This window comes from Bacillus sp. EA-CB0995, from assembly GCF_055814245.1.
The window spans coordinates 3323279-3340556 of the sequence record NZ_CP169269.1 but is presented as its reverse complement, the minus strand read 5'-3'; the positions used below and the strand labels follow the sequence as shown (position 1 = coordinate 3340556).

General features: G+C 36.2%; 15 protein-coding genes, 4 pseudogenes and 1 riboswitch. Of the genes and pseudogenes, 16 read left to right on the top strand and 3 right to left on the bottom strand.

Annotation, left to right across the window (positions count from 1 at the left end; all coding sequences use genetic code 11):
• Positions 1-178: 178 nt before the first annotated feature.
• Positions 179-315: riboswitch (FMN riboswitch) on the top strand.
• Positions 316-481: 166 nt separating this feature from the next.
• Complete coding sequence (locus tag ACEWFJ_RS17265; RefSeq protein WP_253629105.1) at positions 482-1060, top strand: ECF transporter S component; 579 nt, start codon at positions 482-484, stop codon at positions 1058-1060.
• 303 nt (positions 1061-1363) lie between these two features.
• Here the strand turns inward: ACEWFJ_RS17265 and ACEWFJ_RS17260 are convergent, their stop codons facing one another.
• Entirely contained in the window at positions 1364-1612 is a 249-nt protein-coding gene (locus ACEWFJ_RS17260; RefSeq protein ID WP_017152544.1) for a ferredoxin, read from the bottom strand.
• Positions 1613-1845: 233 nt separating this feature from the next.
• Here ACEWFJ_RS17260 and ACEWFJ_RS17255 point away from each other — a divergent pair, with 233 nt between their 5' ends.
• The 11 genes and pseudogenes from ACEWFJ_RS17255 (at position 1846) to ACEWFJ_RS17205 (ending at position 11797) form a co-directional block, all read left to right on the top strand.
• Entirely contained in the window at positions 1846-2907 is a 1062-nt protein-coding gene (locus tag ACEWFJ_RS17255; protein WP_473689335.1) for a YpbB family protein, read from the top strand.
• A pseudogene (locus ACEWFJ_RS17250) lies at positions 2897-4421 on the top strand (RecQ family ATP-dependent DNA helicase). The gene ACEWFJ_RS17255 and the pseudogene ACEWFJ_RS17250 overlap by 11 nt, the downstream one beginning before the upstream one ends.
• Positions 4421-5032 (top strand): lysostaphin resistance A-like protein, encoded by a 612-nt coding sequence (locus ACEWFJ_RS17245; protein WP_473689334.1) that lies wholly within the window; start codon positions 4421-4423, stop codon positions 5030-5032. Before ACEWFJ_RS17250 ends, ACEWFJ_RS17245 begins: the two are co-directional and overlap by 1 nt.
• A pseudogene (locus tag ACEWFJ_RS17240) lies at positions 5007-5497 on the top strand (LysM peptidoglycan-binding domain-containing protein). The gene ACEWFJ_RS17245 and the pseudogene ACEWFJ_RS17240 overlap by 26 nt, the downstream one beginning before the upstream one ends.
• 151 nt (positions 5498-5648) lie before the next feature.
• Positions 5649-6424: pseudogene (locus ACEWFJ_RS17235) on the top strand (metallophosphoesterase).
• Positions 6425-6451: 27 nt separating this feature from the next.
• Complete coding sequence (locus tag ACEWFJ_RS17230; protein ID WP_473689333.1) at positions 6452-7351, top strand: MerR family transcriptional regulator; 900 nt, start codon at positions 6452-6454, stop codon at positions 7349-7351.
• 77 nt (positions 7352-7428) lie between these two features.
• Positions 7429-8034, top strand: coding sequence for a genetic competence negative regulator (locus ACEWFJ_RS17225; RefSeq protein WP_098309432.1), 606 nt, complete (start codon positions 7429-7431; stop codon positions 8032-8034).
• Between the two features lie 244 nt (positions 8035-8278).
• The gene (gudB, locus tag ACEWFJ_RS17220; RefSeq protein ID WP_098309431.1) at positions 8279-9568 is read left to right on the top strand and encodes an NAD-specific glutamate dehydrogenase; all 1290 of its coding nucleotides are present in this window, start codon (positions 8279-8281) and stop codon (positions 9566-9568) included.
• Between the two features lie 286 nt (positions 9569-9854).
• A complete protein-coding gene (locus ACEWFJ_RS17215) occupies positions 9855-10088 on the top strand; it encodes a DUF3961 domain-containing protein (RefSeq protein ID WP_098309430.1) in 234 nt (77 codons plus the stop codon).
• Positions 10089-10167: 79 nt separating this feature from the next.
• A complete protein-coding gene (locus tag ACEWFJ_RS17210; protein WP_473689332.1) occupies positions 10168-10698 on the top strand; it encodes a peptidoglycan recognition protein family protein in 531 nt (176 codons plus the stop codon).
• 118 nt (positions 10699-10816) lie between these two features.
• Positions 10817-11797, top strand: coding sequence for a YpdA family putative bacillithiol disulfide reductase (locus ACEWFJ_RS17205; RefSeq protein WP_473689331.1), 981 nt, complete (start codon positions 10817-10819; stop codon positions 11795-11797).
• Between the two features lie 99 nt (positions 11798-11896).
• On the opposite strand, the gene ACEWFJ_RS17200 is transcribed toward ACEWFJ_RS17205, so the two are convergent.
• On the bottom strand, positions 11897-12868 hold the full coding sequence (locus ACEWFJ_RS17200) for an asparaginase (protein WP_098309427.1): 972 nt from the start codon (positions 12866-12868) through the stop codon (positions 11897-11899).
• Positions 12869-13149: 281 nt separating this feature from the next.
• Here ACEWFJ_RS17200 and ACEWFJ_RS17195 point away from each other — a divergent pair, with 281 nt between their 5' ends.
• The 4 genes from ACEWFJ_RS17195 (at position 13150) to fni (ending at position 16652) form a co-directional block, all read left to right on the top strand.
• On the top strand, positions 13150-13323 hold the full coding sequence (locus ACEWFJ_RS17195) for a DUF5359 family protein (RefSeq protein WP_098309426.1): 174 nt from the start codon (positions 13150-13152) through the stop codon (positions 13321-13323).
• 223 nt (positions 13324-13546) lie between these two features.
• Positions 13547-14224, top strand: a complete 678-nt coding sequence (cmk, locus tag ACEWFJ_RS17190; RefSeq protein WP_473689330.1) for a (d)CMP kinase — start codon at positions 13547-13549, stop codon at positions 14222-14224.
• 217 nt (positions 14225-14441) lie between these two features.
• On the top strand, positions 14442-15590 hold the full coding sequence (rpsA, locus tag ACEWFJ_RS17185) for a 30S ribosomal protein S1 (protein ID WP_473689329.1): 1149 nt from the start codon (positions 14442-14444) through the stop codon (positions 15588-15590).
• A 12-nt stretch (positions 15591-15602) separates the two neighbouring features.
• A complete protein-coding gene (fni, locus tag ACEWFJ_RS17180) occupies positions 15603-16652 on the top strand; it encodes a type 2 isopentenyl-diphosphate Delta-isomerase (RefSeq protein WP_473689328.1) in 1050 nt (349 codons plus the stop codon).
• Between the two features lie 388 nt (positions 16653-17040).
• Here the strand turns inward: fni and ACEWFJ_RS17175 are convergent.
• Positions 17041-17174, bottom strand: a pseudogene (locus ACEWFJ_RS17175) (YpzI family protein).
• Positions 17175-17278: the final 104 nt, after the last annotated feature.

The window sequence follows — 17278 nt, the reverse complement described above, 5'->3', positions numbered from 1 at the left end:
AAATTTCCCTCAGTGGAAGTTTTCTTTATCCCCGGCCTATCTTCTTCGCTTTTCTCTGCATCTTGAGGTGGGGGACTGCTAAGTATAAGAAGGTGTTGCGCAATGTGAGTGAAAAAGAAGCATTTTCATTCACATTGTTTTAAAATTGTTGTATAATGATGAGGAAAATAGAATATCGGTCTATCTTCGGGGCAGGGTGAAAATCCCGACCGGCGGTGATGAACGTGTATTTTTGTTCTAAGCCCGCGAGCCGTTAAGGCAGGATTTGGTGCGATTCCAAAGCCGACAGTACAGTCTGGATGGGAGAAGATGGAGGTTCGAGCGTTCAAAAAAGATAAATGTTTGAACGTTTGTTTGATGTGCCTAAAATTTCTCCCTTTGCGTTTCGGACGCGAAGGGTTTTTTCATGCAGGAATATATTTAGGCATAGCAGAGCCTTTCCACTTTCCATGAGATGATCGATGGAAAAGGAGAGAGAAACATGAAACAACAGAAGAGTGTAGTACAAATGATGAGCGTTGCGATGCTAAGCAGCATTGCGTATTTATTAATGATGCTGGATTTTCCACTTCCAGGGCTGCCGCCGTTTTTGCAAATTGATTTTAGTGATGTCCCAGCATTAATTGCAGCCATTACTTTTGGGCCAATTTCAGGTGTAATTGTAGAAGGGATAAAAAACGTCCTGTATTATGGTATTCAAGGCGATTTAACGGGCGTACCTGTAGGAGAAGTGGCGAATTTTGTTGCTGGATGTCTCTTTATTCTTCCGGCATCTCTTTTATTCCGTAAACATCGCACAGTAAAAAGTTTAACAACAGGATTAATGTTCGGAACAATTATGATGACAGTAATTATGAGTGTATTAAATTATTTCATCATTTTTCCAGCTTACACTTGGTTCTTAGGTCAACCTGCTATGTCTAACGATGCAATGCGTCAAATAATTGTAGCGGGAATTTTACCTTTTAATATAATTAAAGGAATTATAGTAACAATTATTTTTGTTCCTTTATTTTCTCGATTAAAAGTATGGGTATTTGCGAAAATGAAAAATGCATAATATAGAAGGTTTTGCATCAGTGGAAGTTTTTCTACTGATGTTTTTTTATCCCGCATTAACGGGCAGTAAGCCCTCCGCTTCAAGATTGTGAGGAACTCGAAGGAGATAGGTGGGGGGATGAAAAAACCACTGATGGAAGTTTCACTTTATCTCGCGTAAGGAGTAGTAAGAGTCTGTTTGATGGGGCTGACCACTAAATTTAGGATGAGTGACTAGTGAAAGTTGTGCTTCATAGAAGAAAATAAAGTGCAAAAAAAATACCCCTCATTATTTGAGGGGTATTTTTTGAAGTCAACAATAAGACTATTCAAATTTTAATGCGTCACCATCGAATGCTTCATCTGCCACTTTAATAGAGTCAGTTGGGCAACCTTCGAATGCATCCATCATATCATCGATTAATACATCTGGAATTTCAACGATACCTTGGTTATCGTCAAGTGTTACGAATGCAATGCCTTCATCATCGTAATCATAAATATCCGGTGCAGCTGCTCCGCAAGCTCCGCATGCAATGCAAGTATCTTTGTCAACGATTGTATATTTTGCCATTTTTGTATACCCCCTAAATAATATGTATATGTATATAAGAACACTGATGAAAAATTATAACCTTATTGTAAAACGGTTTGTGAAACTTTTCAATATAAAATTATAATGATAATTCTTATCAATTGAGTGTGTCAACTAATTTCTATAGTTGTACATAAAATTTTAAAAATATCTAAATAAGATGCATTTTGTTACAATGAAAGTAGAAGTAGACTGAAAGGGTGGAAGAAGCGTTGCAGCTACAATATACCGTACTATACTGTTTGAAACAATTAAAAGGTGAACGAACGGTTTCTTCTATTTATCACCTTTTAAAAGGGAAACGTTCTTCACAAACATTGCAAGATGGGAATATGTTTCATCTTTCCTTTTTGTTTAGTGTATATAAATCTTTAAGACGTCATGATTATGATAAACAGATTGAAGCATTATTAAACAAGCAACTTATTACATGTGTGCATGAAAATACTTACATTTTATCGGAAATGGGAGAGAAACAAGTAAACGAATGGGAAAAATTCTTTTCTTTCCCGAAATATTTACACGGTTTGCAATACGGCGAACTTGGAGAGCGCTTTTGGAAAAGGTTATCCTTAAGTGTGCAAACTGTATCTAATTTGAAACAAAAATATGTGAAATTCCTTCCAATTCAGCAAGATACAGAAATCACGATGTGGGTAAAACAATTTATTATGAACTCTCCTGTTTCAAGAGGACAATTAGCGGAACAGTTATATAAAGAAATAAATTCAATATTAATGTATGTTACCTCTCTAGAAGCAACCATTTTCGTATATCGTCTAACAGGATACCATCGTATTGGTTATACAACAGATCAACTTGGAAATATGATGAAACAAGATGCGTTTCGAGTATATCTTTTATTTTGGGGAACGACTCATTTCATCATTCAACATGTACAAAGTCATCAGCAGAATTTTCCGTTATTGGCACAAATTATTGCGTATCCGAATGAAAAAGCAGATTTATTTAGTATATCAACACAAAAAACATATCAACTATGGAAGCAAGGACGAACTATGGAGGAAATTGCTAGGATAAGAAAATTAAAAGTGGCGACAATTGAGGACCATATTGTAGAAATTGCATTGCGTGAAAAAGAATTTCAGGTGGAGCAATTTGTAGAAAAAGAAAAAATGAAACAAATACAGAAAATGATTGAGAAGTTACAAACGCGGAAGCTGCGAGTCTTGAAACAAGCTGCTGGAGAGCATGTTTCCTATTTTGAAATTCGTCTTGTATTAGCGCGAGTAGGGGGATTACATGAAGCTTGAAGATATTTTATATCAGTGGTTTGGGTACCGGACATTTCGGCCAGGACAAAAGGAAGTTATTGCAGACTTATTAAATGGAAATTCTGTTGTAGCGATGCTGCCAACTGGAGGGGGAAATCGCTCTGTTATCAGCTTCCAGGATTTATACAAGATGGAACGGTACTCATTGTTTCACCGCTATTGTCATTAATGGAAGATCAAGTTACACAGTTAAAATACATTGTGAAAAATCAAGTTATTGCTTTTAACAGCTTTCGAACAATGGCAGAGAAAAAAGAAGCTATGCGGCGGTTGCATTCCTATAAATTTGTATTCGTGTCTCCTGAAATGCTGCAATCAGATGTGTTGCTAAAAGAATTAAGGAAAATTCATATCTCTTTATTTGTTGTGGACGAAGCACATTGTATTTCTCAATGGGGATATGATTTTCGAACAGATTATAAAAAGCTAGATCAAGTTATTGCATCGATGGGCTATCCTAAGGTTCTTGCTTTAACAGCTACTGCTACGAAAGAAGTATTACAAGATATTATTGAAAGTTTAAATTTGAAAGATGTGAGGCAGCATTTATATTCAATTGATCGCCCTAATATTGCTATGAAAGTAGAATTTGTACAAACCATTCAAGAGAAAAAGAAGTGCTGTTATCTCATGTGAAATATTTACAAAGTCCTGGCATTATTTATTGTTCGAGTAGAGCTTGGACTGAACGTCTTGCAGCGTATTTAAGAAGTGAAGGGATTGAAGATGTTGCGCATTATCATGGTGGAATGGAACATGAAGAACGGATGTTAATTCAGCAACAATTTATGAATGATCAACTCCAGCTCGTTGTGTGTACAAGTGCATTTGGTATGGGAGTAAATAAGCAAAACACACGCTATATTATTCATTTTCATTATCCGACAAATATAGAGTCTTATTTGCAAGAGATTGGACGGGCAGGTAGAGATGGAGAGCCAAGCATTGCCATTTTGTTATGTAGTCCCCTTGATCATGAGTTGCCAATCTCCATTATTGAAGAAGAATTACCAAATGAACAACAAATACGCTTTTTATTTTCTTTATTACGAGAAACAATGTTTCAAGCCCAAGTATTACCGTTAGAAGGTGTAGAAGAAATTTGCTACAATACAGCAGGATTGAGTGAACAACATTGGCGATTTATTCGGTATCATTTTGAAAAGATGAAAATCATACAACGTAGAGAATTGATGATTGAATCCTTGTCAGATGAAGCGGAGCGGAAGTTAATTGCAGAAGTGAAAACTCGGCTTTATAATAAATACGGTCAACTAGAAACGATGAAAGAATGGATGCGACGAACGGATTGTAAAAGAGAAGCAATTCTTTCCCAGTTTGGATATGTAAAGGAAACGCAGCCGGAAAATTGCTGTGACTATTGCGGGATTCATATAGAAGATTATAAAAAAAGACAAGCAAGGCAACCTGTTTTCGACTATAATTGGGAAACAGAGTTACAATTGCTCTTCGGATTCAGAATGGAGGAATGATGGATATACGCAGGACAAGTATTGAAGACATGAGTCTAAAAGAAATCCGACTTAATTTATATATTACGCAAGCGATCATTATATGTATTGGAATCTTGTTAGCGTATATATTATTTCCGAGTATGGACGCATTTCTAGCTTTGTGGAAATGGGATTTTTCATCTATTTTTCTAATAGGTGGCGGAGTAGCTTGTGTGATTGTTTTATTTGATTATATTGCGATGCATTTTTTTCCTGAATCGTGGTTTGATGATGGCGGGATTAATGATCGTATGTTTCAAGGAATGTCTGTTTTCCGCGTGTTCGCTGTTACCCTTTTAATTGGAATAGCAGAAGAGTTTTTATTTCGTGGCGTGATACAAACGTATTTTGGCTTAATTTTTGCGAGTGTTGTATTTGCAGTTTTACATATTCGTTATATTACTAAGCCGTTTTTATTTTGTTTTGTATTGATGATTAGTAGTGTATTTGGTTTTGTATTTCAATGGACTGGTAATTTACTGATCACGATTTTTGCGCATTTTTTAGTCGATTTCATAATGGGATTGCAATTAAGAAAGCAAACGGAAGATGGTGGTGACCGATATGGCGAAGCAGACAACAGAGTTTGAAGAGAACATGAAAGAGTCAACGGAAAAAGAAGGAGAGGGTTTACCGCCTCGTAGTGAAGTCCATAAAGACAAGAAAAAATCAAAATTTAAAATAAAGCACTTTTTTGTTCGGATTTTAACATTATTATTTATTCTTCTTCCAATAAGTATTTTATGGTATACAGAGCGTTACATGGAGGGGAAGCAAGCGGCGGAATCGAGTGCCAATTCTGAAAAAAGTGCATTTGAAGTTATTTTTTTGATTCAAAAAAGAAAACCGATAATGAATCAAAGTCATCACCATCAGAGACATTTCAGTTTCATACAGTGCAAGAGGGAGAAACGCTCGAAGATATTGCAAAGAAATATTTTCCGAATGAAGATGGGATAGCGATTATAAAGAAATATAATGAAGTAGCAGAAGACTTAGAACCAGGGCAAGTGTTAAAAATTCCGAAGAAGTCAGAACCAGAACCGAAAAAATAAAGTGAACCTTCCGTCAGCGGGAGACCTTACTGCCCGCGAATGACGAGATGAAGAAAAACCTTCTACAGAAGTAGAGGGTTTTTCTTCACTTGCTGGGGTGATGTGTTATTATGTGGTTAGATTTTGGTAAGAGGAAAGATGAGGAAAGTGTATGACATGGGGATTACTAGGTTGTTTCATATTATGCGTTGTGATTGTTTGCTTTGTTATGATGTATAGAGAAGCGATGCGTGATACATTGTTAGAACACACCGTATCGTTTGCGGAGTTTCCAATTAGTTTTGGAGAAGTACGAATTTTTTTATTTCGGATATTCACAGAAGAACGATTTCTCAAACTTTAATACAGCAAGTGAAAGGGAAAGTAGATCTCGTTATTATAGGTGGAGATTTAGCTGAACAAGGGGTACCGCTAACACGAGTAGTTGATAATATTAAACGGTTAAATGAAATGGGACAAGTGTATTTTGTTTGGGGGAATAATGACTATGAAATTGATTTTCACGAATTAGACGCGTTGCTTCTTCAAAATGGAGTGAAAATTTTAGACAATACAGGGATCTTATTTGAATCAGAGTTTGGAGAAAAGATATGGTTACTAGGTGTTGACGATGTAAGTTTGAAACGTGATCGTTTAGATTTAGCATTAGCAGATTGTGAAGAAGAGGGATTTCGTATCCTTGTGAGTCATAATCCTGATATCGTATATAAATTAAATGGAACGGAAAATATCTCCTGTGTATTAAGTGGTCACACGCATGGTGGACAAATTCGGTTATTTCATTTTACACGTTTTTTGAAAGGTGGAATTTATGAATATCCACATACGACTTTGTTTGTAAGTAATGGTTATGGAACAACACTTGTACCATTGCGATTTCGTGCTCCTGCACAAACACATTTGATTACATTACAAAGAAAAGATTGACGTTGTTTTTTTAAGGTGGGAAGAGATATGCCAAGTTCAATAGGTAAATATAATATTAAAGTGGTGTCAAATATGCTCGGCATACATCCAGGAACATTGCGAGCTTGGGAAAGACGGTATCAAATCATTGCACCGAAGCGTAATAATGCTGGACACAGATTATATACAGAAGAACATGTTCAAATATTAAAGTGGCTAATTAACAAAGTGAATCAAGGGTTTACCATTGGACAAGCGGTTAGTTTATTAGAAAATAATCAATTACAAAATCACAATTTATCAGAAATAGAATATAATAAAGTAGAACTTTTAGTAGACGATATCCTTTATTCTTTGTTAAAATTTGATGAAATGCAAGCTCTCGAGTTACTGGATGAAGCTTTTAGTATTTTTTCTATAGATAAAGTAATTGCAGATGTGTTAATAAAATTGCTTGTAAGGTTAAAAGATATGCGCTTGAATGAAAAAATAACAAGTGCAGAAGACCGGTATGCGACTTCGTTTTTACGCTCGCGTATCGGAATGATGCATCATAGTATGCACATTAATACAGGACTACCAAAGGTGCTTTCTATATGCGCTCCAGGGGAATTATGTGAACTTGGATTATTTATTTTTACAACATATTTGCGTCGAAAAGGTTATCCAGTAATCTATATTGGGACAGGCATAGAAGAAGCTGATATTGATGATGTAATCAAACAAGTAAATCCTAAAATCTTGTTTATTTCTTGTACAATAAAAGAAAATGTAATGACAAGTGTTCAACTTGCAAAGAGATTACATGAACAATATGCAAACCTTTGTGTTGGGCTTAGCGGTTTTGCCTTTGAGTTTACTTCTGATGAAGAAAACGAAGAGACTCGTAACTGGTTTGTTGGGGATACGAAAGAAGAATGGGATGAATGGTTAAAAATGTCAGAATAGTTGTTCGGAAAGAACCATCTATTTTCTGTTTCATATAATAAAAATTAGATGCAACGGTTGCGTAAGGAGGTTACGGGATGAGGTTGGAACGTTTAAATTACAATAAAATTAAAATCTTTCTGACGTTCGACGATTTGTCAGAACGTGGACTTACAAAGGAAGATTTATGGAAAAATGCGCCGAAAGTACAACAACTGTTTCGAGATATGATGCAAGAAGCGAATAAAGAGCTCGGCTTTGAAGCGGATGGTCCAATTGCGGTAGAGGTGTTTTCGTTGCAAGCACAAGGTATGGTTGTTATTGTTACGAAAGAAAATCAAGAGTCAGATACGGAAGAAGAATTTCAAGATGAATATATTGAAATGCAAGTTACTCTTGATGAGAGCGAACATATACTATACGAATTTGCTTCATTGGAGGATGTAATTGCATTAGCGGGTCGTTTATATAATCTTGGAGTAACCGGTGGAAAGCTTTATGCGTGGCAAAATCGTTTTTATCTATGGTTAGAAGAAGATTCTACTATGTTATTGAAAGAAGATATGATTGCCATTTTAGCAGAGTTTGGAAACTCTTCTACAATTACAATTTATCGAATGATGGAATATGGAAAAGAACTTATGGCGAATGAAGCAATTGAGCAAATATATAAGTATTTTATCACAAAAGAAAACCTCAGCTAAGTGATACAGTTGAGGTTTTTCTTTATGTGAAATATTTAATCATTATATAAAAAAATATTAGTTTTTAACGTATTTCGCTTTTCTAAAAAGAATAAAAAGACTATAATGATATTGAAAACGTTTGCAAAAAATAAAAAGGTTTGTATATATTTGTTAGCGTTTTCTCTTGCATTCCTATTTTAAGAGTGTATACTAGGCAATGAAGGTTTACTAAACAAGTGAAATTACAGGGGGTTTACTTACTATGGTAGCCGAAAAGGGAGCTCAAACACAAACACAAACACAACAAAGAGAACAACACTTCGAACTGTTGAATTCGACACAAATTGTTATTAAAGAAGCCCTAGAGAAATTGGGTTATCCAAACGAGGTATATGAGTTACTTAAAGAACCGATTCGTATGATGACAGTAAAGATTCCAGTTCGTATGGATGATGGAACTGTTAAAATATTTACAGGATATCGTGCTCAGCATAATGATGCTGTTGGTCCAACAAAAGGCGGTATCCGCTTCCATCCAAATGTAACGGAAAACGAAGTAAAGGCACTTTCGATTTGGATGAGTTTAAAATGTGGTATTGTTGATCTGCCGTATGGTGGAGGTAAAGGTGGTATCATTTGTGACCCACGTGAAATGTCTTTCCGTGAGCTAGAAAGATTAAGCCGTGGCTATGTAAGAGCAATTAGCCAAATCGTAGGTCCAACGAAAGATATTCCAGCTCCAGATGTATTTACAAATTCACAAATTATGGCATGGATGATGGATGAATATAGCCGTATTGACGAATTTAACTCACCTGGATTTATTACAGGTAAGCCGCTTGTATTAGGTGGGTCTCATGGCCGTGAGACAGCAACTGCAAAAGGCGTAACAATCTGTATTGGTGAAGCGGCGAAAAAACGTGGTATTGACATTAAAGGTGCACGAGTTGTTGTACAAGGCTTCGGAAATGCAGGTAGTTTCTTAGCGAAGTTTATGCACGATGCGGGAGCAAAAGTAATTGCGATTTCCGATGCTTACGGTGCACTTCATGATCCAAACGGCTTAGATATTGATTACTTATTAGACCGTCGCGATAGCTTTGGTACAGTAACGAAATTGTTTAATAATACAATTTCAAATAAAGAATTATTAGAACTAGAATGTGATATTCTAGTACCAGCTGCAATTGAAAATCAAATTACAGAAGAAAATGCAGCGGATATTAAAGCGAAAATTGTTGTAGAGGCAGCGAATGGCCCTACAACATTAGAAGCAACAAAAATTTTAACAGAACGTGGTATTTTACTTGTTCCAGACGTATTAGCGAGTGCTGGTGGCGTAACAGTTTCTTACTTTGAATGGGTACAAAATAACCAAGGTTACTATTGGACAGAAGAAGAAGTAGAAGCTCGTTTAGAAAAAGTAATGGTAAGCTCATTTAATTCTATTTACGAAACGGCGCAAGTTCGCAAAGTGAATATGCGTTTAGCAGCTTATATGGTTGGTGTTCGTAAAATGGCAGAAGCAAGCCGCTTCAGAGGTTGGGTATAAACCGCTTATTGATTATGCAAACCGCAATTTCCTGTAAAGGGAGTTGCGGTTTTTTTGTTGTAATAATATTGTTGGGTCGGTTATTGCAGTTGCATGGGCATTAGTTGTATGGCTTATGAGTTATATGAATTAGTAAAAAACAAAAAGAACACTTGTTCTAACAGAACATTTGTGCTATACTCTCCTTAGATAGAAAAACGGAAATAAAGTGAAAATTCCATTGATAAGGAGTTTGTTCAGTACTCACTGATGGAAAGTATTCACTAATTATAAAGGAGAGATTCTAATGAAAACGACTGCAGAACAACGTTTTATGATGCCAACACATGTAATGGAACGAGTTGAAAATTTACGCAAAAAGCATGTGAAACGCTCTTCCTTCCTACATACAGTGAATTGTTTTTTTGGGTTAGAAACGAAGCAAGATGAAATTTGGTTTTATGGTTTTTATACGGTGGCAGTAAGTGTGCTATTGTTTATGATATTTGCTTCGAATATGATGGATTTTCTGCTTTCATAATAATGTTTGCGTTAGAGACACATCATCTGAATACATATAAGATTAGGAAGGTAATTTTATAAGAGCGGAGATGATGTGAATGGCGAAGTTTCCTATACAGCGAAATTATATTAAACACGGAGGCTCTCGATCTGGAATTCGACTTTCAAAAGTTCGTTTTATTGTCAGTCATGATACTGGAAATCCCGGCAGCAATGCGGTTGGGAATCGAGATTATTTTAATGAAGTGCAACCAAAAGCTTCAGCTCATACATTTATTGATGATAAAACTATATTAGAGATTATTCCAATCAATGAGGTAGCCTACCATGTTCGGTACAACGTTCCGACAGATAATGAAATATTTGGTTACAATGCTAATAGCGCAGCGATCGGTGTTGAACTTTGCTACGGTGGGAATATAAATTTTTGGGATGCATATACACGTTTTACTTGGTATCATGCGTATTTGTGTCACAATTTTGGTTTAAATCCAAAGAAAGCTATTGTCTCGCATAAAAAGCTTGATCCTGCTCGTAAAATTGATCCGGAACATGTATTAAATAATCAAGGTATACCTTTTCGACAATTTTTAGCGGACGTCTATCGCATGTACGTATCGTATAGATGACAAATATATGAAAAATGAATACAATAAAGATAGGTGCCTACTGCTGAAAGTAGGTTTTTTCTTGTTTTGTAATTTTTTTATTTGAATAGAGAGCAGAAGACTAGGAGATGAGTTTTACATGCAAAAAGAAACAGCGATTATTATCGGAGGCGGACCATGCGGATTAGCAGCAGCGATTGCAATGCAAAATGTCGGGATTAATCCACTTGTCATTGAAAAAGGAAATATTGTTAATGCAATTTATAATTATCCAACACACCAAACATTTTTTTCTTCTAGTGAAAAACTAGAGATTGGTGGAGTTGCTTTTATTACAGAAAACCGTAAGCCTGTTCGGAATCAAGCATTAGCATATTATCGAGAAGTAGTGAAACGGAAGCATGTACGTGTAAACGCTTTTGAACGAGTGGAAAAAGTACAGAAAGAAGAGGATTTTTTTCTTGTTCAAACAGTAAAGAATGACGGCAAACAAGAGAAATATAAAGCAAAATACGTTATTATTGCAACTGGGTATTATGATAACCCTAATTATATGAATGTTCCGGGAGAAGAGTTAGAAAAGGTTGCGCATTATTTCAAAGAAGGGCATCCGTATTTTGATCGTGATGTTGTGGTAATCGGAGGAAAGAACTCAAGTGTAGATGCGGCATTAGAACTTGTAAAATGCGGAGCGCGTGTGACGGTTTTATATCGAGGACAAGTATATTCTCCAAGTATTAAACCATGGATTTTGCCAGAATTTGAAGCGTTAGTTCGTCAAGGTACGATAAAAATGGAATTTGGTGCACATGTAAAAGAAATTACAGAAAATACAGCCACGTATACAGTAGGAAACGAAGAGTATACAATTTCAAATGATTATGTCTTTGCCATGACAGGCTATCATCCAGATCATGGTTTTTTAACGAAAATGGGCGTAGAAATTGATTCTGAAACAGGAAGACCACTGTATAAAGAGGACACGATGGAAACGAATGTGGAAGGAATTTTTATTGCTGGTGTAATTGCTGCTGGTAATAATGCGAATGAAATTTTTATAGAAAATGGTAGATTTCATGGAGACGCGATTGCGAAAATCATTGCAGAGCGAGAACAGTAAAAATTTATTAATGAATGGTGACAAATGAAAAACACCTCCGTCTAATTCGTAGCTTTAGGAATGCGAATTAAGGAGGTGTTTTTTTGTTACAATCGTATATTAATGTTTAAACATAGCTTGAATCTCTATTTGTTCTTTTGTTACTTCTAGCCCAACAAGCAGCTTAATACGTGCTTTTTGAGCATTTAAACCATATGTGAAGATAACGCCCATGTTTTTCAATTGTTTGCCGCCGCCCTCATAAGAATATACATCTTGGACAATACCGTTGAAGCAGCGAGAAACAAGAACAACTGGAATATCTTTATCTATTAAACGTTGCAGTGCAGGAAGTGTGCGTGGCGGTAAGTTGCCTTGTCCAAGTGCTTCGATGATAATTCCATCAACCGGTAGCTGTTCAATTGCAGCTAATAATGTATCGTCCATACCTGCATATGCCTTTAATACGACAACATTTTTTGTAATTTGTGTAACGGCATATTTTTCGTGATGCACTAATGCTTGGTGAAAGACAACGCCGCGCTTCGTTACCATTCCAACTGGACCATATTGCGGACTTTGGAATGTTGCTACGTTACTTGTATGTGTTTTTGTTACATTCGTTGCACAGTGAATTTCATCATTTAATACGACAAGGACACCTTTTCCTTTTGCTTCTTCACTACTAGCAACTTTAACAGCTGACAAAAAGTTATATAAACCATCAGCACCTAACTCATTACTTGAGCGCATTGCTCCTGTCACAACAATTGGTACATCAGCTTGTACAGTTAAGTCAAGGAAATAAGCTGTTTCTTCCAACGTGTCTGTTCCGTGTGTAATAACAATTCCTTGCACGTTATCGTTCTTAACCTTCTCATCAATCATGACTTGCAATTGCAGCATTTCATTTGGTGTCATGTGAGGAGATGGAAGATGAAAGACATCTTCAACAATTAAATCGATATCTTCTTCTAAATTTGGAATGAATTTTAAAAGTGGATTTTGCGCGCCAGGTTGAACAACCCCAGTTTCTTTATCTTCTTCCATCGCAATTGTTCCACCTGTGTGTAAAACAAGAATTTTTTTCAATGCCTTTACCCCTCTCCAATCAATGAAAATACATTAAGAACATAACATGATTTGACTGGATTCGACAATGGAAAAGTATAAAACTTATAAGAGATTATCACAATGAAAATAAAGTGAAACTTCCAACAGTGGGGGTTTCATCCTCACTGTTGGTTAGTTGAACCAATCGGACGTATGTCAGCAGTTATTTACAATCTATCTGCTTTGTTTCCTCAGAATCTTGAAGCGGGAGTTTTACTGACAAAAAGTAGCGAGGTAATAAGTAAAAGGAGATGTGGAGTTTGAAGAAAATAGAGAAGATTTTAATTCGTTTACTTATTGGACAATGTCTTTGTCTATGTATTGTCCAATTACTTTTAACCCAAGAGCATATAGCGAAATATGTATCAAAAGTTGTATATTATGAAGGAGTAACAAAAGGGGTTATGACGAATATTTTAGAGGTTAATCAATAGCTTTTTCATTTGCTTCTAAGAAGGATTATGCTACAATAGTTGAGGACTTGAAACGGAATAAAGTGAAACGATTATTAGTAGGAGAATTTTTCTCCACGTCGATCGTAATTTAATTAATCAGGCTCTTACTGCCTGTTAATGCAAAGTGAAACAATCATGAGAGAAGCAGGGGGACGTACCTGCTTTTCCTTCTGTTTTTATAAGTGAAAAATGGGGTGTTACAATGGATAAACGAATTTCGATTGCAATTGATGGCCCTGCAGCTGCAGGAAAAAGTACGGTTGCCAAAATTGTTGCTAAAAAACTTTCTTATGTTTATATTGATACGGGTGCAATGTATCGCGCAGTAACGCATGCGGCGCTGCAGCAAGGTGTCGATATTGAAAATGAAGAAAAGTTAATGGAAGTCATAAAAAATATAGATATTCAATTTCAACATAGAGAAAATGTACAACTTGTCTTTTTAAATGGACAAGATGTGTCAGATTTGATTCGTACACCTGAAGTAACAAATCGTGTATCAATTGTGGCAAGACATCGCCTTGTTCGCGAAGAAATGGTTCGTCGTCAGCAAGTGTTAGCAGAAAAAGGCGGCGTTGTTATGGATGGCCGCGATATTGGAACGCATGTATTGCCGAATGCGGAAGTGAAAATTTTTATGTTAGCTTCTGTTGAGGAACGAGCAGAAAGAAGACATTTAGAAAATACACAAAAAGGATTTTCTTCTAATTTAGAACAACTAAAAGAAGAAATTGCGCGCCGTGATAAATTAGATTCCGAACGTGAAGTGTCTCCGTTAAAGAAAGCCGAGGATGCAATTGAATTAGATACAACATCTTTTTCTATTGAAGAAGTAGTTCAAAAGATTATGGATATTGTATCGGTAACGTTCGCAAAATAAGGAAAGAGGTTAACCTCTTTCCTTATTTTTGTTTCTTGAAACATACAATTCTTTCTGTTAATTAATGAGACAATTTCCTTGACAAATCCGTCGATTTGTTAGAAGTTAGTAAAAGAGGGTATTTTCTAAATATTTTACATACATGCAAATGGAAGCTATTGTTTCCATTTCGTATATACATAAAGATGCTTTGCCATTTCAGTAGGGAGGTATTTCCATGGTAGAAAAAATGAATGAAGAAGTTGTCGACACAAAGGCATTACAAGTAGGTGACATTGTTACAGGTACAGTAACAAAAGTCGAAGAAAAGCAAGTATTTGTGAATGTTGGGTACAAAACTGATGGTGTCATTCCAATTAGTGAATTGGCGAATGTCCATATTGAAAAAGCGGGCGATGTTGTAGAAGTAGAACAAACTCTTGAATTAAAAGTAATTAAATTAGAAGATGATGATCTAGTGTTATCTAAACGTGCTGTAGATGCAGAAAAAGCATGGGAAGTATTACAAGGGAAATTTACATCAGGTGAAGTATTTGATGTAACAATCAAAGATATCGTTAACGGAGGTCTAGTTGTTGACCTTGGTGTGCGTGGTTTTATTCCTGCTTCACTTGTAGAAGTGCATTACGTCGAAGATTTTACTGATTATAAAGGGAAAACATTAGCAGTAAAAATTGTAGAATTAGACCGTGAGAAAAATCGTGTTATTCTTTCTCATAAGGCAGTTGTAGAACAAGAGTTGGAAACGAAGAAAAAAGCAGCTGTTTCTTCTTTAAAAGAAGGTGATATTGTAGAAGGAACAGTACAGCGTTTAACTGATTTTGGAGCATTTGTAAATGTTGGTGGTGTGGATGGTTTAGTTCATATTTCACAAATCTCTCACGATCGTGTAGAACAACCATCTGATGTATTATCACAGGGAGAAACTGTAAAAGTAAAAGTTTTATCTGTTGATGCTGATACACAGCGTATATCTTTATCTATTAAAGCAGCACAGCCAGGACCTTGGGGAAATGTTGCAAATCAAGTAAAAGCGGGCGATATATTAGATGGGAAAGTAAAACGCCTTGTTACTTTTGGAGCGTTCGTTGAGATTCTTCCTGGTGTAGAAGGGCTTGTACATGTTTCGCAAATTGCAAATCGTCATGTGAAAAATCCGAATGAAGTATTAGAAATCGGACAAGACGTAAAAGTAAAGGTGTTAGAAGTTCATTCAGAAGAAAAACGTATTTCCTTAAGTATAAAAGAAGCGCTTGAAGAAAATAATGTAACAGAAGATTACAGTAAATATGAACCATCTTCTGATTCTGCAACATTCCAATTAAGTGATATTATTGGAGAACAGCTAAAAAAATTAAAGAAATAATGAGGGATATGTGTGGTAAGAGCAAAGCGTAAATTAGAACATATTGAGTATGCTCTTTCTACCGGACAGTCTCGTACACATGGCTTTCGTGACATTGTCTTTGTTCATCAAAGCTTACCAAATATAAGTTATGAAAGTATATCATTTCAAACAGGAATCGGCGAACTTTCTTTAAGTTCGCCGATTTTTATCAATGCGATGACTGGTGGGGGCGGAGAGCACACACTACATATTAACGAACAACTAGCCTGGGCAGCGCATCAGCATCAGCTTGCGATGGCTGTCGGTTCGCAAATGGCAGCGTTAAAAGATCCTCAAGAAGCTGCATCTTATAAAATTGTGAGAAAAACGAATCCGAATGGAATTGTTATTGCAAACTTAGGAAGTGAAGCAACAGTAGAACAAGCACAGCGAGCTGTTGATATGCTTGAAGCAAACGCATTGCAAATTCATTTGAACGTCATTCAAGAGTTGACAATGCCAGAAGGCGATAGAGATTTTACAGGTACACTAGAGAGAATTGAACAAATTGTAAAATATTCTTCTGTTCCTGTTATAGTAAAAGAAGTTGGTTTTGGTATGAGTAAAGAAACGGTAGAGAATTTAGCCAATGTTGGTGTTTCTATTATAGATATTGGCGGTTATGGCGGCACAAACTTTGCTGCGGTTGAAAATGAAAGAAGGCAGAGAGTGCTTCCTTATTTCAATGAGTGGGGCATTCCGACTGTTTCGTCTTTAATTGAAGCATCCTCTATACAAAAAAACCTCTCTATTATTGCATCGGGTGGTATTCAAACAGCACTTGATGTAGCGAAAGCATTAGCATTAGGAGCATCGGCTGCGGCGTTTGCTGGCCATTTTTTACGAATACTGATAAATGAAGGTATTGAGAAATTAATGGAAGAAATAGAATTACTACATAGAGATTTGCAGTTTATAATGACAGCGCTGGGGGCGCGAACAATCGCTGAGCTTCAACGAGTGCCGATTGTTATTAATGGTGATACATACCATTGGCTTATCCAGCGTGGGATTGATACAACAATATATAGCAAGCGCTGAACGAACTCTATCTAGGGGTTTTTGGCGAAGTAAAAATAAAGTGAATCCTTAACGCTGTATTTTTTGCATTCTGCACTGGTAGTCAGCTCTGTTAATTGGTTTTTTATCCTGCATTAACGGATAGTAAGACCCCCACCTATCTTTGAGGCGTGGGGGTCTTACTGTCCATAAAAGCCCGATTGAGCGGGCTTTCCAACAGTGGGGGATGAAGAAAACCTCCACTGATGGGAGTTTCACTTTATTGTTTGATAGAGCAAGGAAAAAATCAACCGTTTGGTTGTTTTTTTGTTTAATAAGATACATCTTGGAATTTCGAGGCAGAAATCTTACTGCTCATTAATACCGAGTAACAAAGGAACAGCCAACGATACGTTGGCTGTTTTTTGTTTTAATGTTGATTTTGTTTTCGCGCTTGCTCCGGTGTATCGAATCCTGTTGCGCCTGGATATTGTAGTGACTGACTGCGATCAGATTCCACACGTCGCGATTGTTTCAATTTTTTTCTTGACGATCTTTACCCATAGTGTCCCCACCTCCTTAGTACAAAGTGTTGCTGTTATTTTTAAAAATATGCAGCTGTAGAACAGGATTATTTTTCATGAAAAATCCCCATAATGGAAATAATA